Annotated in this window: 24 protein-coding genes and 1 riboswitch; of the genes, 14 read left to right on the top strand and 10 right to left on the bottom strand. The window is 59.2% G+C overall.

Features of this window, described 5'->3' with window-relative positions:
• Positions 1 to 108: 108 nt before the first annotated feature.
• From ACR0LN_RS17865 to ACR0LN_RS17825, 9 genes are all read right to left on the bottom strand, one after another.
• Positions 109 to 1,452 (bottom strand): phage major capsid protein, encoded by a 1,344-nt coding sequence (locus ACR0LN_RS17865; RefSeq protein ID WP_480431577.1) that lies wholly within the window; start codon positions 1,450 to 1,452, stop codon positions 109 to 111.
• The gene (locus tag ACR0LN_RS17860; RefSeq protein WP_480431575.1) at positions 1,449 to 1,688 is read right to left on the bottom strand and encodes a hypothetical protein; all 240 of its coding nucleotides are present in this window, start codon (positions 1,686 to 1,688) and stop codon (positions 1,449 to 1,451) included. Before ACR0LN_RS17860 ends, ACR0LN_RS17865 begins: the two co-directional genes overlap by 4 nt.
• Complete coding sequence (locus ACR0LN_RS17855; protein ID WP_480431574.1) at positions 1,675 to 2,094, bottom strand: hypothetical protein; 420 nt, start codon at positions 2,092 to 2,094, stop codon at positions 1,675 to 1,677. The genes ACR0LN_RS17860 and ACR0LN_RS17855 overlap by 14 nt, the downstream gene beginning before the upstream one ends.
• On the bottom strand, positions 2,091 to 2,615 hold the full coding sequence (locus ACR0LN_RS17850; RefSeq protein WP_480431573.1) for a hypothetical protein: 525 nt from the start codon (positions 2,613 to 2,615) through the stop codon (positions 2,091 to 2,093). Before ACR0LN_RS17850 ends, ACR0LN_RS17855 begins: the two co-directional genes overlap by 4 nt.
• 530 nt (positions 2,616 to 3,145) lie before the next feature.
• Positions 3,146 to 3,475, bottom strand: coding sequence for a hypothetical protein (locus ACR0LN_RS17845; protein ID WP_480431572.1), 330 nt, complete (start codon positions 3,473 to 3,475; stop codon positions 3,146 to 3,148).
• A 1,111-nt stretch (positions 3,476 to 4,586) separates the two neighbouring features.
• Complete coding sequence (locus tag ACR0LN_RS17840) at positions 4,587 to 6,869, bottom strand: VapE domain-containing protein (RefSeq protein WP_480431570.1); 2,283 nt, start codon at positions 6,867 to 6,869, stop codon at positions 4,587 to 4,589.
• Positions 6,870 to 6,990: 121 nt separating this feature from the next.
• Positions 6,991 to 7,158 carry a hypothetical protein gene (locus ACR0LN_RS17835; protein ID WP_480431568.1) on the bottom strand — a complete coding sequence of 56 codons (168 nt, stop codon included), beginning with the start codon at positions 7,156 to 7,158 and terminating at the stop codon, positions 6,991 to 6,993.
• A 19-nt stretch (positions 7,159 to 7,177) separates the two neighbouring features.
• A complete protein-coding gene (locus tag ACR0LN_RS17830; RefSeq protein WP_480431567.1) occupies positions 7,178 to 7,318 on the bottom strand; it encodes a hypothetical protein in 141 nt (46 codons plus the stop codon).
• Between the two features lie 241 nt (positions 7,319 to 7,559).
• Positions 7,560 to 8,570 (bottom strand): NAD(P)-dependent oxidoreductase, encoded by a 1,011-nt coding sequence (locus tag ACR0LN_RS17825; protein WP_480431565.1) that lies wholly within the window; start codon positions 8,568 to 8,570, stop codon positions 7,560 to 7,562.
• A gap of 45 nt (positions 8,571 to 8,615) precedes the next feature.
• On the opposite strand from ACR0LN_RS17825, the gene ACR0LN_RS17820 reads away from it, so the two are divergent.
• The 8 genes from ACR0LN_RS17820 (at position 8,616) to cobJ (ending at position 17,831) form a co-directional block, all read left to right on the top strand.
• A complete protein-coding gene (locus tag ACR0LN_RS17820) occupies positions 8,616 to 9,500 on the top strand; it encodes a LysR substrate-binding domain-containing protein (protein ID WP_480431563.1) in 885 nt (294 codons plus the stop codon).
• A 72-nt stretch (positions 9,501 to 9,572) separates the two neighbouring features.
• Positions 9,573 to 9,781: riboswitch (cobalamin riboswitch) on the top strand.
• 91 nt (positions 9,782 to 9,872) lie between these two features.
• Positions 9,873 to 10,247 (top strand): DUF1636 family protein, encoded by a 375-nt coding sequence (locus ACR0LN_RS17815; protein WP_480431561.1) that lies wholly within the window; start codon positions 9,873 to 9,875, stop codon positions 10,245 to 10,247.
• 4 nt (positions 10,248 to 10,251) lie between these two features.
• Positions 10,252 to 11,307: a cobalamin biosynthesis protein CobW gene (gene cobW / locus ACR0LN_RS17810; RefSeq protein WP_480431559.1), complete on the top strand. Its 1,056-nt coding sequence runs from the start codon at positions 10,252 to 10,254 to the stop codon at positions 11,305 to 11,307.
• A 3-nt stretch (positions 11,308 to 11,310) separates the two neighbouring features.
• Complete coding sequence (gene cobN / locus ACR0LN_RS17805; RefSeq protein ID WP_480431558.1) at positions 11,311 to 14,604, top strand: cobaltochelatase subunit CobN; 3,294 nt, start codon at positions 11,311 to 11,313, stop codon at positions 14,602 to 14,604.
• Positions 14,601 to 15,728 carry a cobalamin biosynthesis protein CobG gene (locus tag ACR0LN_RS17800; RefSeq protein WP_480431557.1) on the top strand — a complete coding sequence of 376 codons (1,128 nt, stop codon included), beginning with the start codon at positions 14,601 to 14,603 and terminating at the stop codon, positions 15,726 to 15,728. Before cobN ends, ACR0LN_RS17800 begins: the two co-directional genes overlap by 4 nt.
• Positions 15,728 to 16,357, top strand: a complete 630-nt coding sequence (locus tag ACR0LN_RS17795) for a precorrin-8X methylmutase (RefSeq protein ID WP_480431556.1) — start codon at positions 15,728 to 15,730, stop codon at positions 16,355 to 16,357. The genes ACR0LN_RS17800 and ACR0LN_RS17795 overlap by 1 nt, the downstream gene beginning before the upstream one ends.
• The gene (locus tag ACR0LN_RS17790; protein WP_480431555.1) at positions 16,354 to 17,082 is read left to right on the top strand and encodes a precorrin-2 C(20)-methyltransferase; all 729 of its coding nucleotides are present in this window, start codon (positions 16,354 to 16,356) and stop codon (positions 17,080 to 17,082) included. Before ACR0LN_RS17795 ends, ACR0LN_RS17790 begins: the two co-directional genes overlap by 4 nt.
• Positions 17,079 to 17,831 carry a precorrin-3B C(17)-methyltransferase gene (gene cobJ / locus ACR0LN_RS17785; protein WP_480431553.1) on the top strand — a complete coding sequence of 251 codons (753 nt, stop codon included), beginning with the start codon at positions 17,079 to 17,081 and terminating at the stop codon, positions 17,829 to 17,831. The genes ACR0LN_RS17790 and cobJ overlap by 4 nt, the downstream gene beginning before the upstream one ends.
• On the opposite strand, the gene ACR0LN_RS17780 is transcribed toward cobJ, so the two are convergent.
• Positions 17,804 to 18,553: a cobalt-precorrin-6A reductase gene (locus ACR0LN_RS17780; protein WP_480431580.1), complete on the bottom strand. Its 750-nt coding sequence runs from the start codon at positions 18,551 to 18,553 to the stop codon at positions 17,804 to 17,806. The two genes, cobJ and ACR0LN_RS17780, sit on opposite strands and share 28 nt — an antisense overlap.
• 13 nt (positions 18,554 to 18,566) lie before the next feature.
• Here ACR0LN_RS17780 and cbiE point away from each other — a divergent pair, with 13 nt between their 5' ends.
• The 6 genes from cbiE to cobF are packed head-to-tail and all read left to right on the top strand — an operon-like array spanning position 18,567 to position 23,692.
• The gene (gene cbiE, locus ACR0LN_RS17775) at positions 18,567 to 19,766 is read left to right on the top strand and encodes a precorrin-6y C5,15-methyltransferase (decarboxylating) subunit CbiE (RefSeq protein WP_480431551.1); all 1,200 of its coding nucleotides are present in this window, start codon (positions 18,567 to 18,569) and stop codon (positions 19,764 to 19,766) included.
• Complete coding sequence (locus ACR0LN_RS17770) at positions 19,763 to 20,131, top strand: cobalamin biosynthesis protein (RefSeq protein ID WP_480431549.1); 369 nt, start codon at positions 19,763 to 19,765, stop codon at positions 20,129 to 20,131. Before cbiE ends, ACR0LN_RS17770 begins: the two co-directional genes overlap by 4 nt.
• Entirely contained in the window at positions 20,128 to 20,922 is a 795-nt protein-coding gene (gene cobM / locus ACR0LN_RS17765) for a precorrin-4 C(11)-methyltransferase (RefSeq protein WP_480431547.1), read from the top strand. Before ACR0LN_RS17770 ends, cobM begins: the two co-directional genes overlap by 4 nt.
• Positions 20,909 to 22,231: a cobyrinic acid a,c-diamide synthase CobB gene (locus tag ACR0LN_RS17760; RefSeq protein WP_480431546.1), complete on the top strand. Its 1,323-nt coding sequence runs from the start codon at positions 20,909 to 20,911 to the stop codon at positions 22,229 to 22,231. The genes cobM and ACR0LN_RS17760 overlap by 14 nt, the downstream gene beginning before the upstream one ends.
• Entirely contained in the window at positions 22,228 to 22,956 is a 729-nt protein-coding gene (gene cobA, locus ACR0LN_RS17755) for a uroporphyrinogen-III C-methyltransferase (protein ID WP_480431544.1), read from the top strand. The genes ACR0LN_RS17760 and cobA overlap by 4 nt, the downstream gene beginning before the upstream one ends.
• Positions 22,949 to 23,692, top strand: a complete 744-nt coding sequence (cobF, locus tag ACR0LN_RS17750) for a precorrin-6A synthase (deacetylating) (RefSeq protein ID WP_480431543.1) — start codon at positions 22,949 to 22,951, stop codon at positions 23,690 to 23,692. Before cobA ends, cobF begins: the two co-directional genes overlap by 8 nt.
• Positions 23,693 to 23,716: the final 24 nt, after the last annotated feature.

Raw genomic sequence — 23,716 nt, 5'->3', positions numbered from 1 at the left:
AAAGAAGGGCAAAGATGGACGACTTTTACGCCGCCCGCAGCAGGGTTATCCCGCCGCTACCGTGGTCGACTTTCTCACCGCCGTTCTCATTTGCGACAGGTTCAAACATCACCACGCGACCCCCGTGACATACGCAGCTGTACCGGCCCGCAACATGCCGTGCGTTACGGGTTGGACCATCCGCAGCACCGTGGCGTTCACTTGGAAGCTGCTGATAACCTTTGCGCCATCCCCAGCCGCGTCGGATACGTGGATCGATCCACCCGTGTCGTTGATCGCGTTTTCATCCAACATCTGCGGTGCGCCCGTTGCGTCGTCAGCCATCACCACCGTTGCCGATCCGCTGGCGTCAATTTCGGGTGCCGGTAGCCATGACGCAAAGTCAGCCAGATCGATCACGAAAATATGGTCGGTCGGGACCGTCGAAGAAACGATCAGCGGCAAGCCGAACAGTTCGCCGCGTTCCACTTCGTCACGGAACAGGAACACACCCGCTTCACGCATCATGCGCAGCCGTTGCGCCCGCATATTGTCCATGATCAGGACCGGGTTGCGCGGTCGCGTTGCGGTGATCACGCCGGTCAGATACGCGATGTCCGCGATCACATTGTCCAGACCGGTGCCAGCGGACGCTTGGTTGGCCGCACCGTTCCAAGGCGATGCGGGACGGATGCCCGGTACAGCCGCATTGGCCGGGTTCAGGATATGACCGTCCAGCATTTCAGCCGTATCAGCCACCACGTTACGCCGGATCACCGCTTCGATGCTGGGTGTGCTGGTGTCGCGCAGTTCATTGGTGAAGACCGACAGGACGGCCATTTTGTACCGCTGAAAATTGACCGATCCGACAACGGTTGATTTGACCGGGATCGTGCCTTTCTCGCCAACGAACGATCCGCTTATGTCGCCGGTGCCGGGGTTGGTCGGCATCGTCAGGCTGGCAACTTCATTCATCGGCAGGGAAACACCACCAGCCGCCATAGCCGCATAGACCGATACGGGCCGCAGTTCTTCGACCCACGGGCCAACTGCGTGTTCGACCAGTTCAGCACCCCATCCCGCATCGACGGTGCTGGCCGGTGCGGTTGCGGCCTTGCGCTGCAACTTGCCGGGATCACCGGGGAACAGATCGTCAGCCACCTGTGCGATGTCACGCTGGCTGAAATGGGCCACAGCACGCGCAAACGCGACGTCGGTGGACTTCGGCACCTTGGTGACGCCTTTGACCGTTGCCGGTCGGGGTTGCTGCACAGTGACCGAGACAGGTCTGTCGGCTTGCTTGGTCAGGGCATCCACCTGTGCCTTTAGTGCGGTATTTTCTTTGGCCAGTTTCGGTGCGTCTTCGAAGACTTTGACCGTTTCGTCAAAAGCCTTTTCGTGTGCCATGCGTTCAAACTCGGCAGATGCTTTGCGCCGTGTGTTGTTGCGGCTGTTGCTGAATGCAGCGTTCATAGGTCAATCCTTCCAAGCTGTTTGGCTGCGGTTTTGACGAAAAGATCGCGCCATTGTGGATAGTCGCGGACAAAGTCTTTGCCGCGTTCGGTGTAGAGTTGTCGGACGGCTGATCGCGCCATTTCCTTGGCGGTCGTGCGGTCATATCCAGCCAGCACAAAGCGGGCTTCCTGCTTCACCAACTTGGACCGGATCGAACGCGGCATGTCGTACATCAGGCGGCTAGGCATTCCCATTTTTGATCCCTTCCATTTTCTTCTGATGCGTTTTGAACATCACCTTTAGCTGGTCCTTGGTCGGGCTGTCGTCGGCGCCCAAAAAGCCGTCAATCTCGGATTGGATTGCCTTGGCCGTGTCGTCGCGTTTGACGTCCAACGCGCGTTCCAGCGTGCCGACCCGGTCCAGCAAGGGTGCCAGTGCGTTGCCGACCGCTTCGGCAATGTCGTCGGGCTGCAAAGTCTGCTTGTGAACCTGTTTCATGATGGTCTGGATCAGCGCCACACCCGCTGGGTTCACACTCTCCGTTTGCGGGTCGTACACGACCGCGTTCAGGTCTTGCTGTGCGCCACGGGTGTCCAGTTTACCCCCGACCAACGGGCGATCATAAGGGTTGTCGCTGGTGTTACGGAAAGGGTTTGTCATGCTGCGGCCCTTTTGAATGCCAGATACGACTGTCGCAGCCGTTCGGTCTGTTTGTCGGATTTGAATTTGCGTTCAGCCAGATAGGCCAGATAGGCCGCTAGGGCTGCTGTCGTGCGCAACGACATGTCGGCCTTGGCCAGCCGGTCTGCGGCCTTTTCGGCTGCGTCGTGTGCGCGTTGTGCTGCACGGTCCAATTGGTCGATGAGTGGCGCGGTATCGCCACCCATCCGCGCCAGATCCGCGCAACGTTGGTGTAACGGGTCAGACGTGACGGACCCGGCACCGCGTAGAATACTGGCTGCACGTTGGTATCGGATCGATGCCGCACGGGTGTCACTAATGGACCGTTCGGCACGGTCGATGTCTTTTTGCAGGTATGCGGTTATCTTCATCCGTTCAGCGCACGCACCTTGCGAGCCAGATTCTTCGGCCTTGCTGATTTGGTGAAGACGGGACCGCGTATAGCCTTGATCCTTCACCAATCTGCGGGTGTGATCTGCTGCTGTGTGTATTGTCAACATCCGCTGCGGTCCTATTAGGGTCAGGACGCAGGATGGCACCACATATGGTGTTGAGTCCATATTTCCGGTACGATAAAAACAAATTAAATTAGATGCTTACATATAGGAGTTAAGCTATAAGATACTACATCTAGCTTCCAGGTGGTCAGGCTTGGCGGTTCTCGGTCCCTGCCCACGCGGTCCATCGCTTAAACCCATCCAGACACTCAGTGGCGGCACAACAGATGATCAGGGTCGAACGGTTCGGGCGATGTGGCTGGGTCCTATGATGAAGGTCCAAGTCTGAAGGTCCGCAAGGAAGCGATTAAGCAGTTGAAGTTTGAATACATCAGAAAAAGCGAGCTGAGGCTTGGGGCAGTAATCCGTAGATCCACCTGCCACCGTGAGATGATCAGGAGTTTATTCCTTTCCCGAAACGGTAGATTACCCGCAGAAAACTGGGCATCTACGGCTGATATGCGAAAGCATTGGACATCTAGAGATGGTTGTGCAGTTCCCCTTGATGACTTCCTCAATTATCGAGAACTTTACTAATTGATAGTATATTCGACAGGTCCACGACTTCCTACGATAGTGACTGTGCCATCGCCCATTGTTAGTTCTTGACAGGCGCTACCGGCTGCGGCTTCTGGTTTGGTGAGCGTACGGCACCATTGACCGTTCTTGATTTCCCAAGTCCCCACAAGTTCAGTATCCAAGTCTGCACCAACCTTGCCAGTTAGTCGGCCATCCGCGTGGGCAGTTACTTCTTGACCGGGAGCTATAAGTGTTTTTCCGGCCAAAGCATCAGTGATGGGATCGGCAAAGGCAGAGGTGGTGGATACAGCAATCAGGCTTACGCAAATAATATGGAGTTTCATCTTATAACCTACATCTTGCTTAAACGGTGAAAACATTGTCAGTGAGGATTGCTCAGTGTGTCAAGCAAAGCTATGAACGCAGAAATCTTGGCGATTTTCTACTTTTCAGACATAGCTGCCATTCGCTAAGTTCTTTAAGAAGGGCTGCTTGGCGCTTTGATTATTTGGGACCTGAGACAAACGCTGAGTAACGGCCAAAATCCGGCCTATATTTCCGGGTAGCATCCTTCTCCGGTTCCGGCGGAGTAAATCTCCATTGCTTCAACCAATGTGAAATAGGTAACCTTGTTTTCGAGGATGAAGTCTCATTCCTGCTGGCTGCATCGGCATTCCTCACGTGTTTTGGTGGTCTGCGTCTGGTCACATTACCTCCACAACCAAGGAATCGCGCCGGAACGCGCGAGACGTACCAAATCATAGGTATTTTTATTATTTTTGACAGTAAAATTTTATTTTTCGATAAAATTTGAAGGTAAAAAACGGCAATACGTGGCCGAAAATGACCGCTCTAAAATAGTTTCTATAGATTTTGCCCGAGTTTCATTTTTGCCATTTGTTATAAAAATCAATTCCCCTGCGCGGTGGCCACCCCCATGATTTCTGTTTGGCGATACCGCCCCCAGCGTTTGAATGTTGCGGTGGCCAACGGTCAGCATCGTCACGCAACGCAACAGATCGCAATCGTGACGTGATCGAACTAAACGCAAACGATATGGGTGGGGGGCGCACCTATAGCGTTAAGCATATATCCATCGGGTAGCGTGATCGTGTTGTGTTGGTTGGTGTGTTTGGTGCCGTCTGCTGCGGTACGCTACACCCAACGCATATAGCCCTAAGACTAGGGGATTTGGCTGGTGTGTTGGTGGATGATGCCCCGAGTTGGACCCCTGTTGCACGTCATGCACATCGTAATCCAATAGAGGTTAAAAACGCTTGCACGTCGTATGCACGTTGCACGTCGTAATTCCACTTATAGCCATTATCCTTTAACCATAACGCTTTGATATTATTGGATAGTAGAATCCGCTTTGCTCCAACGGAATATAGACGTGCTGACGTGCATGGCATAAAGTTTGAATTCTATATGTGAAATTACGAAGTGCATTGCACGTCATGACGTGCGTTCGTACAAGACCTTTCCACGGTGCGCACCTGACCACTGACGACCCTTACTGACGAACCCTAACCCCTCAAGACAACCGATCATTTCCTGTTGCTTGCGTGGCGTCTGATCTTTCACAGCCATATTCATCAGTGCGAAACATTCACCAACGGTGGTCTGTGTACGTTGGGCCAACATGCTAGCCAGCGTGTCCATCCACGGATGTGCGGCCACACGGGCTTTCTGGACCTGTGTGGCAATCGCTTCGATGGCTGGGTCCAGATACCACTGTTCACCGGCTTGGTACGCGGCAAACGCTTCGGCCCAAAGCTGATCGCGTACGGCCTTCAGATCAGCTATCCGAAATTGGCCGTCTGTCTGGACGATCCAAAAACGGCGTTCACCTGCGTGGTCTTTCAGGTAATCGTTGCGGTTGGTAGATCCGGCAAAGACGCACCGTCGCGGTCTGCTGCCAGTTCTGCGGCCATAGGCTTCACGGTAGCGTTCCACACGGCGCGTGATGAACGACCGCATGCTTTCCAGTTCGGATCGGTACACGCTGGTCAGTTCTGCCATTTCCACGATCCAAACCCCGTCCAGATGTTCTGCGGCATCCTTTTGGTGAAAGTCGGGCAAGCTGTCGCTGAACCATTCCTTGTGCGGCACCAACGCACGCAGGGCCGATGATTTACCGCGCCCCTGTGGGCCTTCAAAGATCAGGCAATAGTCGGCCTGACAACCGGGTTCCATCGCGCGTGCCACGGCGCTGATCAGCCACTTGCGACCCACTGCGTTGATGTAGGTCAAATGGGTCAGATCTTGGCTTTGCACGCCGCAATATTCGGTCAGCCACGATCCGATGCGCGGCACCCTGTCCCATTGCAGCCCGGTCAGATAATCTTGGACGGGTTCACGGGTGTTACGCTTTGCGGCCAGTTCGATGGCGTCGATCACATCCGCTTTGCCGATCTTGTTAAACACGTTCCGCTGAAACCATGACCGAATTGCAGTGTAATCGTCGTCGGTCAGTTCACGGTGCCTTCCGTTATCCACGATCATGAACCGATTGGTGAACGCGTCATAATACAGCCGTTCGCGCCAATGATCTTGATTGACCAGATACGCAAAGACGTTGTGCATATTGGCAACCAGATTGCCGTTGCTGTCGTGCGCGTAATCTTCCATTGGTGCAACAACCGACTGTGACGCGATCACTGGTGCTGTGGTCGGCATTCCAGCTTTGGCGGCTTCAGCCAATCTAAACGCACTGCGGACCTGTCCATCCAAATTTCCAGGTAGATCACCGCCACACGCCTGACGGGCCAAAAACACCAGTTTGCCAAAGCCATTCCCACCATCGGGCTTGAAGCCCTGCCACGTGTGCTGCGTAAACTTTGGATCGTCTTTTGGTGCCTTTGCCGACCACTTGGCGAACACGGGCCAAGCGGCATCCCCCATTGCGTTTTTCATCGCATAGGCAATTGCAATCCATTCATCATATTCAAGGTCGTCGTTGGGGATCAGATCACAGATCGGCTCAAAAAGGCTTTGATCGGCTGGCTGCGCACCGTGGCGGGATATGCCGTCATTCATCTGGTGGACGTTGGTGGCTTTGCCTCTGGTCCAGCCGCGTGACTCGGCTACCTTCAGCATTTCTTCGACCAGCCAATCCATCTGGGCCAGCGTGCATTGCTGCACCTGATCGGCTTGCGGCCAGCGGTTCCACTGGTATTCCCGCCCTGACGGGTGGACACCGAAGATCACGGCCTGTGTGGGCTGTTCACGGGCCGTCAGGCCCATCACTTCGACCCGTTGCGTTTCACCGTCACGCTTGATCGGGTATTGTTTTCTGCGGATCGTTTCACCGGGTGCGATACGGAACAGGACCAGAAATTTCGGCACCGCACCCCATCGGATAAAATAGGCATTCTGACCCAATTCGTTGATGCGGTTAAGCATGGCCTGTGCGGTCACATCGTCGGTGATGTCCACGTCTAGCGCGCACCAGTCGCGCCCCATCTTCAGACCGACGTTGGTGCCTAGCTGGTCCCAGCGTGCGACCTTTACGGCGTCCATCTGGTACTGTGGCCAGCTTCCCATGCCATCGAAAGCCCCACCGTAATATTCACACGGCACCTTACCGCGCGCCTTCGGATCGACTTTTGAGTGTTCGTGCAGATCGGCCCACGGCGGCATGACTGGTATGGTATCGGTCAGCCCCAGTGATAGCGCGTGTGCGTGCCACGGGTGGCTTTGTTGCGTGATTGTGTTAACGGGTGTAACATTGTCCACGTCTGACATGCTTTCTGTATTGGCCCGGTCACGCCCCTAAGCGTGCCGGGTCTTTTCTTGCCAGCGGTTCGTGTCAGTTCGGGTCAGCCAATCCCGCCCCCACTGGCTATGGCTTATTGCCTCACAGCGGTAGATCTGGAATGTCGTTTAGCTGGTGGCTCAGGTCCATCAGATCGGACTCCGCTTCTTTCACCAATTCCTGCAACCCTTGGTCTTGGGTCACTTCAGCATAGTGTCCGATTTTGCCAATCAGATCTTTCAGTGCGGTACTCATTTCGCTGGGTTTCATCTGTCTGTTTCCTTTCTGATTACTTATCCAGCAGCAGATGCTTGGCCAGCTTGTCTTCGGCTTCCCGCAACGCCTCACGCGCGGCCTGAATCTCGCGGATCAGGTCGTTCGTTTTGGCGTCATAGATGCTTTGGTTTTTTCGGCTGGTCAGCGTCTGCATGGTCCAACCAACCTATCACCGATCTTGATTTTACACCCCATCAAAATCTGTGGGATTATAGGATATTATCTATATGTTAGAAGGACTTGAGACTTGCTAGACATCGAACAACTTTACCGCGAAGAAATCCGTAAACACCTAGAAAGTATCGATTGCAAATCCGTGTACACCGGTTCGATTCCGGTACTCGCCTCCACTCTCCTGATACAACCCAGCCTTCAAACTAACGTGACTTGTGTTCTTAGCCTTGCCTGCCTTGAGGGATGACTTCGTAACCTGGCTCTTCCGGTTCATCATCCAGCATCTCTGGTGGGAAGCCTGGCGCTGTAATGTCTAGGCCCGTGGATTCCTCTAAACGTTTGATAATGTTAGGTGAAAGCTCTCGTTCCCCGAAACGCTCGATGCCATCGTCAAAGATTTTGATCATAACGGGATTGATTTCCAGCGGCACCCCAGCGCGGTCGGCGACCTCTTGGAACAGGCCAATGTCCTTTTTTACAAGGTCCATCGTAAACGAAATATCGCGCGATCCGTTTAGAATGACCTGACTTTCGGTCTCGTGAACGAATGATGTGCCTGAGGAAATCTTTATCGCCTCGTATGTCGTGTTGAGATCCATGCCCGCAGCCTTGGCCGTCACCAACGCCTCTGCGCAAGTGATCAGGTTGGCCGTTGCCAGATAGTTGGTCAGCACCTTCAGAACCGAGGCCGAGCCCAGCTCTCCTGTGTGCAGAACACGCCGCCCCATTGTGGTCAAAAACGGCAGGATTTGTTCGAACGTCTCGCGGTCACACCCTGCAAAGATCGAGATATTGCCCGTCGCTGCCCGGTGGCACCCGCCTGATACAGGGCAATCAACGGCAGCGCCCCCGCGTTCTATCACCAACGCTCCAAGGCGCTTGGCTTCGGCCTCGTCCGTGGTCGACATCTCCATCCAGATTTTACCCGGCCCGACTTCGGGCAGCATCTGTTGCATGACGGCGTCCGATGCAGCTGGGGACGGAAGGCACGTTATCACCGCATCGCAATCTCGCATCATCTGAGCGGGGTTATCGGCGGCCTTGGCGCCTTTGGCTGTGAACTCGGCAACTAGATCAGCATTGAGGTCATGGACCGTCAGGTCGATTCCGTTGCGCAGAAGCGAGCCTGATAGCTTGCCGCCGACATTTCCCAGACCGATAAAACCAACTTTCATGTTTCTCTCCTGACGGTCGCGTTCTGGATGAGTATCCGTGTTGCCTCTTGAAAACAAAAATGAATAATATGCATCGTTATGGTCAAAAAAATTTGGTGATAGATGGACCGCCTTCCAAACCCCGCGTGGTTGCGCAGTTTCGAATCCGCTGCGCGGCATCTGAATTTCACCACTACCGCGCGGGAACTTGGCCTGACGCAGACAGCAGTTTCGTTGCATATCCGTTCGCTTGAGGCCGAACTGGGGAAAAAACTGTTCACCCGAAATGCGCGTCGGTTGGAACTGACCGAATTGGGGCAGTCCTATTCGCTGACGGTCCGGCGCGCGCTGGGTGATATTGCGCTGTCTACCAACAGCCTGTTCGGCCCCGCGTCCCACCAGACCCTGACAATTCGTGCCGCGATTTCGACCGCAACTTACTGGGTGGCCGCAGAGCTGCCTGACTTTAATCAACGGCATCCGGATATACCTGTACGACTGGTCTCACACATTTGGAATGACAGCGTAGCGCCCGGCGATGTTGATGTGGAAATCAGGCTTGGCTATGGCGACTGGCCCGGAGTGCGAACTGAGAAACTGACCGATGAAAAGCTGGTTCCAGTGTGCAGGGCTGGGACTCCTTCACCGACACTGAACACCCTACGAAAAGGCCCTTTGATCCATATTCTAGGATACGAAGACAACTGGGCCCGATACTTTCAGGCAAATGACACGGCACCGCCAGATCAGCCGCCTCGGCATTCGGTGGATACTTCGGTGGCCGCTCTACAGCTTGTCATGGCCGGTGCAGGCTATGCGACGATCCTGGAACGCTTTGCCCTGAACGCGATCCGGCAGGGTGCGCCGATTGAAATCACGGGCCCTGCGATTCCCTTTGCCCAGTCGCATTATCTGATCAGCGCACGAGGGGCTGCCCAACCAACGGCAGCGGCGGGTCTGTTTTGTGCGTGGCTGCGGGAAAGGCTGGCGATGGATGCCGCTGTTTGATGTAGGCGGGTCGCTTTTCCGACCTGAGCGATTTCAACCGGTGCCTCGTGCTTGACAAGCCCCCTGCCGGTGCCGCATGTCCCTTGCGTTGGTGTCCATCACGCGATGGATGAAAAGGGAATGCGTCAACGGAACTTCCGCCAAACGCAGCCGCCCCCGCGACCGTGACCGGAGAGGGTGCCCAAAGCCACTGGCCATCAGGCCGGGAAGGCGGGACATCCGACAAGGCAGACGCCTTGACATCCGCAAGCCGGGAGACCTGCCAGCGCCCGAAGTTGAAACCGGACGGGGTGTTCCGGTGTCGGGTCCATGTGCAGACGTGGCCCGCATGAAACCCCGTCCCCCACAAAGAGGATTGGGGGGATGAGAGACATGACCGAGACCGCACCTGTCGAGCTGCTGGTCTGCACCACGTGCCGCCGTGGCCTGCCCATCGAGGATGACGCACAGAGACCCGGCACATTGCTACACAAAGCTCTGGAAGACGCCGGGTTGCCAGACGGCATTAAGCTGAAACCTGTCGAGTGCCTGTCGAACTGCGATCAGGGCTGCTCGATCGTTCTTCGCGGTGGCCCCGATCGTTGGACTTTCGTTTATGAGAACCTGAACGAGGTCGATCATGTCGATGTCATCGTCGACGGCGCGACCAAGTATCTGGCCACCGAAGATGGGCTGGTGAAGTGGCGCGAACGCCCTGAACATTTCCGCAAAAACTGCGCCTCGCGCATTCCACCGATTGGAGCCTGAGATCATGTCGAACCTTGAAAAACTTCCCGTTACCGTGATCACCGGCTTTCTGGGCTCGGGCAAGACCACGCTGGTCAAGCACCTGATGCAGAACCCGCAGGGCAAGCGTCTGGCCGTTGTGGTCAACGAGTTCGGCGATGTGGGCGTAGATGGCGATATCCTGAAATCCTGCGCCATCCCGGATTGCCCAGCGGAAAACATCATGGAACTGGCGAATGGTTGCATTTGCTGCACCGTGGCCGATGATTTCATTCCGACCATCGAAGCTCTGATGGCGCTGGAACCGCGCCCCGAGCATATCCTGATCGAAACCTCCGGTCTGGCGCTGCCCAAACCTTTGCTGAAGGCCTTCGACTGGCCCGATATTCGGTCTAAGATCACCGTCGACGGCGTGATCGCGCTGGCCGATGCCGAGGCCGTAGCTGCCGGTCGCTTTGCCCCGAATGTCGAGGCTGTGGATGCCCAGCGTCTGGCCGATGACTCGATCGACCATGAAACGCCTTTGTCCGAAGTGTTCGAGGATCAGATCTCCTGTGCCGACATAATCCTGCTGACCAAGCCCGATCTGGCGGGTCCCGAAGGTGTTGCAAAGGCCAAAGAGGTCATTGCCGCCGAAGCCCCACGCCCCCTGCCCGTTGTTGAGGTCGCCGAAGGGGTCGTGGACGTGCGGGTTGTTCTGGGACTGGAAGCCGCCGCCGAAGATGACATGGACGCCCGTCCCAGCCATCACGATGGCCACCACGATCACGAGCATGAAGATTTCGAAAGTATCATCGTAGAATTGCCCGAACAGACCGACCCGACCGAACTGGTTACCAAGATCGAACGTCTGGCCACCGAGCTGAACATTCTGCGCGTCAAAGGCTACGCCGCCGTTCAGGGAAAACCCATGCGCTTGTTGGTGCAGGCCGTCGGTGCCCGCGTGCGCCACCAGTATGACCGCCCGTGGGAGCCCGGCGAAGAGCGCCGCTCGCGTCTGGTAGTCATTGCCGAGCATGACGACATCAAAGAGGCCGAGATCCGCGAAATCCTTGCGGGTGTAACCGAGGCCGCCGAGTAAACCATGCACGTCGTCTTTCGCGAAAGCCACGGGCTCGAAGAAACCGAGACCCCGACCGATCTGGGACAAAGCCCGGCGGATCTGGTGGTGTTGTCCTTTTCGGACAGCGACCTCGGCGCTTTCGCGGCAGGCTGGCATCGCGGCGGCGGCCCCGATGGTCGGATGCCGACCCTGCGGCTGGCCAACCTGACCGCGCTGAAACATCCTCTTTCGGTCGATACTTATGTCGAACAGACGCTGGAAGGTGCGAAGGGCATCCTGATCCGTCTGATCGGTGGCGTGCCCTATTGGTCCTACGGGTTGCAGCAGGTTCTGGCTTTGGCGCAGGCCAAGGGCATCGCGCTGGCCGTCCTGCCCGCCGATGGGCGCGAAGACACGCGGTTGGACGACTACTCGACCCTGCCGGTTTCAACCCTGCGCCGTCTGGCGCATCTCTGCGACACCGGCGGCGAGGTTGCGGCACAGGCTGCTTTGGCGCAGATGGCATTGGCCGCGGGGCTTTATGCCGGGCCGGTTATGGGGGCCAAAACGATCCCCGAATGTGGCGCGTGGTGCCCGGATCGCGGTGTGGTTCCAGTGGACAAGGCATTTGCAGGTGACGCAAAGCGCATCCTTGTGACCTTTTACCGTGCTTACCTGACTTCAGCCGACACCGCCCCCGTTGCCGCGCTGATCCAACGGTTGCGCGCACGTGGGTTTGACGCAATGGGACTGTTTGCCCCGTCGCTGAAAGCCCCGGCTGCCGCCGACTGGCTGCGCGAACAGATGGCTGCGCTTGCCCCGTCTGCCATCATCAACGCCACGTCCTTCTCGGGCAAAGGTGCGTCGGGTACATCGCCACTAGACGCCGCCAATGTGCCTGTGTTTCAGGTCGCCCTCGCCACGTCACGCCGTAAGGCATGGGCCGAGGCAGAACGCGGCCTCTCCCCCGCCGACCTCGCCATGCATGTGGTTCTGCCCGAGGTGGACGGGCGGATTTCCGCGGGCATTGCGTCGTTTAAAGAGCCGGGCAAACGCGACCCTCATCTGGAATATTCCCGCTTTGCGCACCGGGCCGAGCCCGAGCGGATCGAAGCCATCATCGACCGCGTCACCGGCTGGCTTAACCTGAACGACAAGCCCAAAGCGGATCAGGTTCCTGCGTTGGTGTTATCTACCTACCCTGGCAAAGACTGGCAGATGGCCCATGCGGTTGGCCTGGACGCGCTGGCCTCGGCCGAAGCAATGCTGTCCGATCTGCAGGGCGAAGGGTATGATACCTCCCCGGCCGAACCGATTGCAGACTGCCTTCTTGAGGCTCGGCTTTCTTGGTCACTGCAAGACTACCAAGCTGCGCTGAAAGAACTGCCCGAAGAGTTGCGCACAGATTTGCAAACCGTCTGGGGCGAACCCGAGAACGACCCGGCGGTCGCCAACGGAGCCTTCCACTTTACCGCCCTCATGCGCGGCAGGGCGCTGGTTGCGCTGCAACCTGAACGTGGCACACCCGAATTGCGCGATGACGACTATCACGATTTGTCACGCACGCCACGCCACGGCTATGTTGCGTTTTACCTTTGGCTTCGCAAGGGGTTAGGCGCAGATGCGCTGATCCATATCGGCGCGCATGGCACGCTGGAATGGCTGCCCGGTAAGTCGGTCGCCCTGTCCGCCGATTGCTGGCCCGAGGCGCTGATCCGCGATCTGCCGGTAGTCTATCCCTTCATCGTCAACGACCCGGGTGAGGCCGCACAGGCCAAGCGCCGGATCGGGGCCGTCACGCTGGGCCATATTCCTCCGCCTTTGAAAGAAAGCGGCACACCTGATCGCATGGTGCGGTTGGAATCGCTGTTGGACGAATTCTCGAACGCCGACGGTCTGGACCCCAAGCGCCGCGACCGACTGCAGGAAGACATTCGCGACGAGGCTCAGGCCATCGGACTTGAAAGCGACCTTGGCCTTGATCAGGCAACCTGCACTGCCGAGGCGATCACTCTCATCGACCGCTTCGTCTGCGACATTAAGGAAAGTCAGTTCGGCGACGGCCTTCACATTTTTGGCCGTGTGCCAGAAGTCACGCGCAATTTCGATCCCGGTCCCTCGGCCCATGCCGAGCGCAATGCGCTGATCAACGCGCTGGCCGGAAAGCGGATCGAGGCCGGGCCTTCCGGTTCGCCCTATCGTGGTCGCTCGGATGTGCTGCCCACAGGGCGGAACCTTTACACAACCGACCCACGCTCGGTTCCGACCCGTGCTGCCTATACGCAGGGCGTCAAACTGGCCGAGGAACTGGTGCGGCGACATCTGCAAGAAGAAGGCGATTACCCCAGAGGGCTGATCGTCGACCTGTGGGGATCTGCGACCATGCGCACCGCGGGCGAGGAATTCGCGATGGCGCTGCATCTGCTGGGTGTCAAACCCGTCTGGGACAAGGGGTCCGAACGTGTCTCGGGAATCGAAGTGCTGCCGATCACGGACCTCAGCCGCCCGCGTCTGGATGTGACCCTGCGCGTGTCGGGCCTGTTCCGCGACGTATTTCCAACGCTTTCAGCGCTTTTCGGTCAGGCGGTGCGTGCGTTGTGTGATCGGGATGAGCCCCCGGATTGGAACCCGTATGCCGGTCAGGCGCCTGCCGCGCGGGTTTTTGGCCCGGCCCCCGGCAGCTATGGGGTCAACATGACCCAATTGTCCGAAATCTACACCGACGAAGCCCGCACGCAGGCAGGTGAAGCGTGGCTTCAGGCCAGCTCCTTCGCTCTGGAAGGCGAGCATATCGCGCAGGACATCGATGGCATCACCGAGCGCGTCGCCAATGCGGACAGTTTCGTTCACCTGCAAGACCTGACCGAAACCGACCTGTTGCTGGCCAATGACTATGCCACGCATGAGGCCGGATTCGCCGCCGCCAAGAAAATCACCGGCGGCAGCGCGCAGCTTTATCATCTGGACAACACCAACCCCGAAAATCCGCGCGCCCGCACTCTGCCCGAGGAAATCAGCCGCGTTGTGCATGCCCGCGCGACCAATCCCGGCTGGATAGCGGGCATGCAGCGGCATGGTTTCCGCGGGGCCGCCGAGATTGCGGCGACGCTGGATCATATGGCGTCATTCGCCCATCTGTCCGGCACGGTCGCGCCGCATTTGTTCGACCTGTACCACGATGCGACACTTGGCAACGAAGAGGTCGACGCCTTCTTGCAACAGGCCAATCCGCAGGCCCATCAGGCGATGCTGGACCGGTTCCGCGCTCTGCTGGACGCCGGATTGTGGAACACCCGCAGGAACTCGATCCGCGCCGATCTGGAGGGCTTGGGATGAGCGCCCCAATCGTTCAGGGTTGGTGTCCGGGCGCGCACCGTCCGATGATGTCGGGTGAGGGGCTGGTTGTGCGAGTGCGCCCCCGGCTGGCCCGTCTGAGTGCTGCTCAGGCATTGGGTCTATGTGAACTGGCTGAACGCTTCGGCAATGGCACCGTTGACCTGACCAACCGCGCCAACCTGCAGTTGCGTGGCGTGAAGGAGGCGGACCATCAGCCGCTGCTTTCTGAACTTGCAGAGTTAGATCTTCTGGATGCCGAGCCCGGTATCGAAGTGCGGCGCAACATCCTTGTTAACCCGCTATATCAAGCCGGCGACCTGACTTCGCGGCTGACGCAGGCGTTGATTGACCGGTTGGCGGACCTCCCAGCCCTTCCTGCGAAATTTGGTTTTGCCATCGACACTGGTCCGGCCCGGCTGCTCGCTGCGGATTCCGCAGACATCCGGCTGGAAACCGGCACGGATAGCCTGATCCTGCGCGCCGATGGGTGTGCGACCGGACGCCAAGTGACCGAGGTCCAAGCAATCGACCAACTGATTGAATTGGCGCAGTGGTTTTCCGAATACCAGACGCCAGAAAACCGTCGCATGGCGCGGGTCGTGCGGGCGCAAGGTCTGCCGGGGCGGTGGCAAGGCAGTCAACCCCGAGAGATAGCTACCCCGTTGACCCCCGGAACGTGCGAGTTGGGAGTTTTCTACGGCGCAGCCTTCGGACAATTGCCCGCGCGTCGACTGATTAGCCTGATTGAAGGCACCGGCGCATCAGCCCTGCGCGTCACCCCGTGGCGGCTGTTCCTGTTGGAAGGCGGGGCGGCGATACCTGCCCCGGCCTTTGTGACCGAGGCCACCGATCCGCTGATGACCACCGACGCCTGCCCCGGCGCACCGTTCTGCCCGCAGGCACAAGTGGAAACCCGCGAAATAGCCCGAGCTCTGGCTCCACGCGTGACTGGCAGCCTGCATGTATCGGGCTGCGCCAAGGGCTGCGCCCGGATGAGTCCCGCAGATGTTACTCTGGTCGGTCGCGATGGGCGATTTGACCTTGTCAAACGAGGCCGCGCAGGGGATGAGCCCTGCCAGCGTGACCTGACACTCGAAACACTCAAGACCATGGACCTGACGTGATGCCCTATGAATACGAAACCGATGGCGCGGCGATCTATAAAGAGAGCTTTGCCACCATCCGGTCCGAGGCCGATCTGGCTCGGTTCGACGCCGACGAAGAACAGGTCGCCGTCCGCATGATTCACGCCGCCGGTATGGTCGGGCTGGAAGAGTTCGTGCATTTCTCACCCGGTTTCGTGACTGCGGCGCGGACTGCGTTGGAAGGTGGCGCGCCGATCCTGTGCGATGCGCGCATGGTCAGCGAAGGCGTCACCCGCTTTCGCCTGCCTGCTGACAACGAGGTGATTTGCACCCTGCACGACGAACGCGTACGCCCGCTGGCTGCAGAAATGAGCAACACTCGCTCGGCCGCCGCATTGGAGCTGTGGCGCCCGCATCTGGAGGGCGCGCTGGTTGCCATCGGCAATGCCCCGACTGCTTTGTTCCACCTGCTGAATATGCTGGAAGACCCCACCTGCCCGCGCCCCGCCGCCATCATTGGCTGCCCTGTGGGCTTTGTCGGCGCGGTTGAATCCAAAGACGCATTGTGGGAGGCGCAACCGGTGCCGTCCTGCATCGTCAAGGGCCGTCTTGGCGGCAGCGCCATAACCGTCGCCGCCGTCAACGCCATCGCGAGCCGCGCGGAATGAGCGCGGGCAAGATATACGGCGTGGGTCTCGGCCCCGGCGACCCTGACCTGATGAGCGTCCGGGCCGACCGCCTGTTGCGCAATGCACGTCACGTGGCGTTTTTCCGCAAACCGGGCCGCAGCGGTCAGGCGCGCAAGATCGTCAACGGGATGATCCCCGGTGACGCGGTCGAGTTCCCGATGGAATACCCGGTTACGACAGAAATCCCGGTATCCGATCCGCGTTATAACGAACTGCTGTCTGCATTCTACGAAGAGTGCGCGACGCACCTGAAAACCTTGTCGGAACGGGGCGAGGACGTTGTGGTGTTGTGTGAAGGGGACCCGTTCTTCTACGGATCTTTTATGCATCTTTACAGCCGCTTGCGTGAAGAGGCTAATGTAGAAGTTGTCCCCGCCATCACCGGCATGTCAGGCGCTTGGACAGCGACCGGAGATCCGATTACATGGGGCGACGACGTTCTGACTGTGCTGGTCGGCACCCTGCCCGAGGATGATCTGTCTCGCCGTATGGCGCAGACAGACGCTCTGGTCGTGATGAAGATCGGGCGCAATATCGACAAGGTGAAGCGAGCGTTGAAGACGGCCGGATTGTATGACCGTGCGTGGATCGTGGAATTCGCGCAGATGCCGAACCAAACCGTGACGAAACTGTCCGAGGCTTGCGACAAGGTCACCCCCTATTTCTCGATCATCATCGTGCATGGTCAGGGGCGACGACCATGAGCGGCTGGGTCAAGATCGCAGGTCTTGGGCCGGGCAATGAAGACCTGGTGACGCCCGAGGTATCCGCCGCACTGGCCGAGGCCACAGATATTGTGGGCTATATCCCCTATGTCGCCCGCGTGGCTGAACGCCCCGGCCTGACACTGCATGCCAGTGACAACCGGGTTGAGATTGACCGGTCTCAGCACGCGTTGCAAATGGCGGCCGAAGGGAAACGCGTGGTCGTGGTATCCTCGGGCGATCCCGGGGTGTTCGCGATGGCCGCAGCCGTGTTCGAGGCATTAGAAAACGGTCCGTCGGAATGGCGCGGGATTCCCATCGACGTATTGCCGGGTATTACCGCTATGTTGGCGGCTTCGGCCCGTGCAGGGGCACCACTGGGTCATGATTTCTGCGCCATCAACCTTAGTGACAACCTCAAACCGTGGTCTCTGATCGAAAAGCGCCTGCGTTTGGCGGCGCAGGGGGATTTTGCCATGGCGTTCTACAATCCGCGCTCGAAGTCCCGCCCGGAAGGGTTTGTAAAGACTCTGGAAATTCTGCGCGAGGAATGCGAGCCCGAGCGCCTGATCCTGTTCGCCCGCGCCGTATCCCGCGCGGATGAGGCAATCCGCATTTCGACCCTCGCCGAGGCGACGCCGGATATGGCAGACATGCAGACAGTGGTCATCGTCGGCTCCTCCCTGACCCGCGTGATAGACCGAGACAGCACCCCTATCGTCTACACCCCGAGGTTCACGCCCGCATGAGCCAGCCAGTCCAGAACCTGTGCGACACTCGACAGTTCGGTCCGCTGCGGCAGGGTTGGACGGTCGATCATCAGCACGGGCACGCCCAGCGCCCGCGCGGCGTCCAGCTTGGCGCGCGCACCGGTGCCGCCCGCGTTCTTGGACACCACCAACTCGGTACCGTTGCGCTGCATCAGCGCCCGGTCGTCAGCTTCGGCAAACGGCCCGCGCGCCACGATCACTTCGCAATTCGGCAGAGGCAAAGCGTCGGGTTCATCCACCAACCGCAACAGGTAATGATGCTGGGGCTGGGCCGCGAAGTCCTCAAGATGCATCCGACCTACGGCCAAAAAGACGCGCTGCGCCGGGCCGGACAAGGCTGCCACAGCACCGTCAATATCCGGTACATGGCGCCAGTGGTCGCCCGTCTGCGGCTGCCATTGCGGGCGGGTCAGCGCTGTCAACGGAACACCAGAGTCACGGCACGCGGCAATGGCATTGCGGCTCATTTGCGCGGCAAAGGGATGGGTTGCGTCAATCACATGGGTGACTGCGTTTTCGCGCAGATACCGCGCCAGCCCATCCGCACCGCCAAAGCCCCCCACACGCACCGGCAAGGGTTGAGGGCGCGGCTTGTCCACACGGCCAGCGTAAGAATAGGTCGCCGCAATACCCTGTTCGGCCAATGTTTTGGCCAGCGCATTGGCCTCGGTCGTGCCGCCCAGAATAAGTACATTGGGCATCAGGAGGTGTGTCATGCTTGAGGCTCCGTGGCTGACCGTTCTGGGCTTGGGCGAAGATGGACTGGATGGCCTGCCCCCCGCAAGCCGTCAAGTGCTGGAACGCGCCGAAATCATTATGGGGCCGCCCCGGCACCTGTCGCTGGTTCCAGAAACTTCGGCGCAGCGGGTTGAATGGCCCGTTCCCTTCGCCGACGGCTTGCCGATCCTGACCGGTTTCCGAGGGCGACCGACCGTTGTTCTGGCCTCGGGCGACCCGTTCTGGTTCGGTGCTGGATCGGTCATTGCGCGTAATTTCGAGGCTGGGGAATGGACGGCCCTGCCCGGCCAATCCACCTTTTCACTGGCCGCCGCGCGGTTGGGCTGGCCGCTGGAAAGCACCCTGACTTTTGGTCTGCACGCCGCCCCATTGACCCGATTGCGACCTCATCTGGCACGCGGTCTGCGCGCCATCCTGCTGCTGCGTGACGGTAAGGCTGTGACAGAGTTGGCAACCTATCTGACCGAGACCGGGTTCGCCGGTACACGCCTTCATGTGATGGAAGCACTTGGCGGACCCCGCGAACGGTCACGCAGTGTATCGCTGACCGAGGCCCTGCTGGGCGGCTTTGACCACCCTGTCTGCGTCGGGCTTGAGGTCGCGGGTGAAGGGCGCGCTTTTCCGAAAGCCTCGGGCAAACCAGACGAGATTTTCGAAACCGACGGCCAGATCACCAAACGCCCCGTGCGCGCACTGACCCTTTCGGCGCTGGCTCCGCAGCGGGGCGAACATCTGTGGGATGTCGGCGGCGGCACCGGGTCCATCAGCATCGAATGGCTGATGTGCGACCCGACCCTGACAGCCACGACCATCGAACCCCGCAAGGAACGGGCCGAGCGCATCCGGCGCAACGCTGACGCGCTGGGACAGGATCGTTTGAACGTGATCCACGGGACCGCCCCTGATGCTCTGACCGGGCTACCTCTGCCCGATGTTGTCTTCATCGGCGGCGGGCTCAGCGCCAATCTGCTGGCGTGGCTGCGCGACGCCCTGCCCGAAGGCACCCGACTGGTCGCCAATGCGGTGACGCTGGAAAGCGAGGCCTTGCTGGCGCAATGGCACGAGCATTTGGGCGGTGAGCTATTACGGATCGAATTAGCGCAGGCCGCAGCCCTTGGTCCCCGGCGCGGCTGGAAATCCGCTTACCCCGTAGTGCAATGGAGCGTCACGCTATGATCGTCGCTGGCCTGGGATTTTCGTCGGCGGCCACTCTGGACAGCCTGCGCGACGCCTTTGAAAAGGCCAGCGGTGGTCTGAACGTCGATGCATTGGCCACAGTGGCAGACAAACAGGGCCACCCTGCACTTGCCACGTTCGCAGCTACCACTGCCTTGCCCCTGCATTTCATTGCACCAACCGACTTGGTTGGACAGCGCACGCTCACCTGCTCGCCCCGCAGCCGCGCCACCTATGGCACCGGCAGCGTGGCCGAAGCATCCGCCCTTGCCGCCGCCGGACATGGCGCGCGACTTACCTCACCCAGACAGATTTCGGACGACCGGCTTGCAACCTGCGCCGTCGCCATCGGAGGACAATCATGACCGTTCATTTTATAGGTGCCGGACCGGGCGCCGCCGACCTGCTGACCCTGCGCGGGCGTGATATCATAGCGTCCTGCCCGGTGTGCCTCTATGCTGGATCGCTGGTGCCCGAGGAAATCCTCAGCCACTGTCCCGAAGGTGCAAAAATCATCAACACCGCGCCCATGGATTTGGATCAGATCATGGCCGAGATCGATGCGGCACATCAGGCCGGTCAGGACGTGGCGCGGCTGCATTCTGGTGATCTGTCGGTCTGGTCGGCTATGGGAGAACAAATCCGTCGCCTTAAAGAGATGGGCATCCCGGTCAGCGTGACCCCCGGTGTGCCATCCTTTGCTGCGGCGGCCGCAGCGCTGGGGACAGAGTTGACCCTACCCGGTCTGGCGCAGTCGGTGGTTCTGACCCGGACACCGGGCCGGGCATCGTCGATGCCCGAGGGAGAGACACTCGAGAATTTTGCACGCACCGGGGCGACACTGGCGATTCATCTGTCGATCGGCAATCTGGACAATGTTATCGCTGACCTGACCCCTGCCTATGGGGCCGATTGTCCGGTGGCTGTGGTCTATCGGGCCAGCTGGCCGGATGAGCGGATCATCCGCGCCACTTTGGCAACGTTGAAAGACGCGCTGGACGAAAGCATCTCACGCACCGCCCTGATCATGGTCGGCCCAGCGTTAGCGGGCGAAGGATTCGACGAGAGCTGCCTGTATTCCAAGGATTATGACCGTCGCTATCGCCCGCAAAGCGCGGATAGCCCTTGGTCAAGCTGGAGCCATGGCGATGACTAACCCTCCGGGCCTTCTGATTTCTGCACCATCATCCGGGACCGGTAAGACCACCGTCATGTTGGGTTTGTTGCGGGCCTTGGCCGAGGATGGCTTGAATGTTCAACCGTTCAAGAGCGGCCCGGACTACATCGACCCCGCCTTTCATCAGGCAGCGGCGGGGCGGGCCTCGTTCAATCTGGACAGTTGGGCAATGGGTGAGCCACTGATTAGCGCGATTTCTGCCCAGGCCGATGGCGCGGATATCGTGGTTGCCGAAGGCTCGATGGGACTATTCGACGGCGTCGCCAAGCCCGGTGAGTTGGGGCATGGGTCCAGCGCCGAAACCGCGCTGCGGATGGGCTGGCCCGTGGTACTGGTGTTGGATGTGGGCGGTCAGGCGCAATCGGCGGCGGCCACGGCGCTGGGGTTCAAGATGTATAACCCGGACCTGCCATTTGCCGGGGTGATCCTGAACCGCTGCGCCAGCCCTCGACATGAACGGTTGACCCGCTTGGGCATGGAACGCGCGGGCCTACCGGTTCTGGGCGTACTGCCTCGACGCGGAGACCTGACCCTGCCCGAACGCCATCTGGGTTTGATTCAGGCGGTTGAACATCCCGATCTGGAAAGTGCGATTGTTGGTTATGCGGCGTTCCTGCGCGAACATGTGGACCTTGAGGCAATCAAGCGGGCGGCTTCCTCAGGCCCCAAGGGGCCATCGTCAGCCGCGCTGCCGCGCCCCCCTGCTCAGCGGATCGCATTGGCCCGCGATGCAGCGTTTTCGTTCACATATCCGCATCTGCTGGAAGGCTGGCGCGCAGCAGGGGCAGAGATTTTGCCGTTTTCTCCGTTGGCGGATGAGACCCCAGCCGCAGATGCCGATCTGGTCTGGTTGCCCGGTGGATATCCTGAATTGCACGCGGGCACTCTGGCTGCGGCTGATAGGTTCCTGACGGGCCTGCGCAAACACGCAGAAACCAAGCCAGTGCATGGGGAGTGCGGCGGATATATGGCCTTGGGTCAGGCTTTGATCGACAAAGATGGCGTTCAGCATCAGATGGCTGGTCTGCTGGGATTGGTGACGTCGTATGAAAAGCGGAAGTTCAACCTAGGCTATCGCCGCGCGAAATTGCTGGCCCCCATGCCTGGCTATGTAGCCGAGACCGCGCTGCGGGGTCATGAGTTCCACTATTCTTCAATTGTTGAACAGCCCGACGCTCCGCTGGCGCGGGTGTTTGATGCCGAAGGGGCCGAAGGCCCTCAGACCGGATCGGTGCGTGGCAATGTCACTGGCACATTCTTTCATCTGATCGCGGAGGCTTCGGCATGAGCGGTTTCGTATCCTTTATTGGCTCTGGGCCCGGTGATCCAGAATTGCTGACGCTGAAGGCTGTGGACCGGATGCAAAAGGCTGATGCGGTGCTGTTTGATGACCTCAGCAGCGGGCCAATCCTGAGCCATGCACGCGAGGATGCCGATCTGGTCGGCGTCGGTAAACGCGCGGGGCGACCTTCGCCCAAACAGGATCACGTCAGCCGTTTGCTGGTGGACTACGCGCAGACCGGACAGCACGTGGTGCGTTTGAAATCCGGCGATGGCGGAATGTTTGGACGGCTTGAGGAAGAACTGGTCGCGTTGCGTGAGGCGGGTATCGAATACGAGATCATTCCCGGCATTCCCTCTGCCGTTGCGGCGGCCGCAGCGGCGGGCATTCCCCTGACCCGACGCCTGACGGCTCGACGGGTACAGTTCGTCACTGGCCATGACGTCAGCGGCAAATTGCCCGAAGACCTGAACTTGCCGGCTTTGGCCGACCCGGATGCGACGACCGTTGTGTTCATGGGCAAGCGGACTTTCCCTTTGCTGGTTGAAACCCTACACAAGCACGGACTGCCTTTGGACACCCCCGCTCTGATGGCCGAATCCGTTTCGACGCCTGACCAGAAACTTTGCCGCGCAACCATCGGCACGCTCTCCGAGCAACTGAGCGCCGAGATCGGAACCGCCCCGGCCCTGATCCTTTACGGCCCACTGGCAGAGTTTGACGATGTTTGACCTGACACTGATCGGAATCGGAACCGGCAACCCGGATCACGTGACGTATCAGGGCGCGCAGGCCATCCGCGATGCGGACCTGATCCTGATCCCGCGCAAGGGTGAGAACAAGGCCGATCTTGCCGGACTGCGGGAAGAGATAATCGCAACAGTCACCGATACGCCGCCACAGATCGCCTACTTTGACATCCCCAAACGGCGATCCGAAGATGGCTATTTGCCGGGCGTCGATGAATGGCACGACGCGATCGCGCTGCGCTGGCAAGAGGCGATCTCGGCCCACCCTGACGCCAGCAACGTGGCGCTGCTGATCTGGGGGGACCCGTCGCTGTACGATAGTTCCCTGCGGATTGCGTCCCGGTTGGACCCCCAGCCCAAGACCCGCGTGATCCCTGGCATTACTGCGTTGCAAGCGTTGACGGCGGCCCACGCGATTCCGATCAACGATCTGGGCGCCCCTTATCTTGTTACCACAGGCCGGAGAATTCGAGATGAGGGTTGGTCCGTAAGCGCCTCAAAAGTAGCAGTTATGCTGGATGGAGAGTGTTCTTTTCAAACCCTTGAAATGGACCAGTTCGACATCTGGTGGGGCGCTTACGTTGGGATGAAAGAAGAGATCCTGATCTCGGGCCCTTTGTCCGATGTTGCACAAAAGATTCTTGACGCCCGCGCCAAGGCCCGCGCCGATCATGGCTGGATCATGGACATCTATTTGCTGAAAAAGCGCGTGAACTGACATAAATAGTCGCAAATGACGATT

Source organism: Ruegeria sp. AA6, from assembly GCF_056542865.1.
This window is presented reverse-complemented; position numbering and strand designations above follow the sequence as displayed.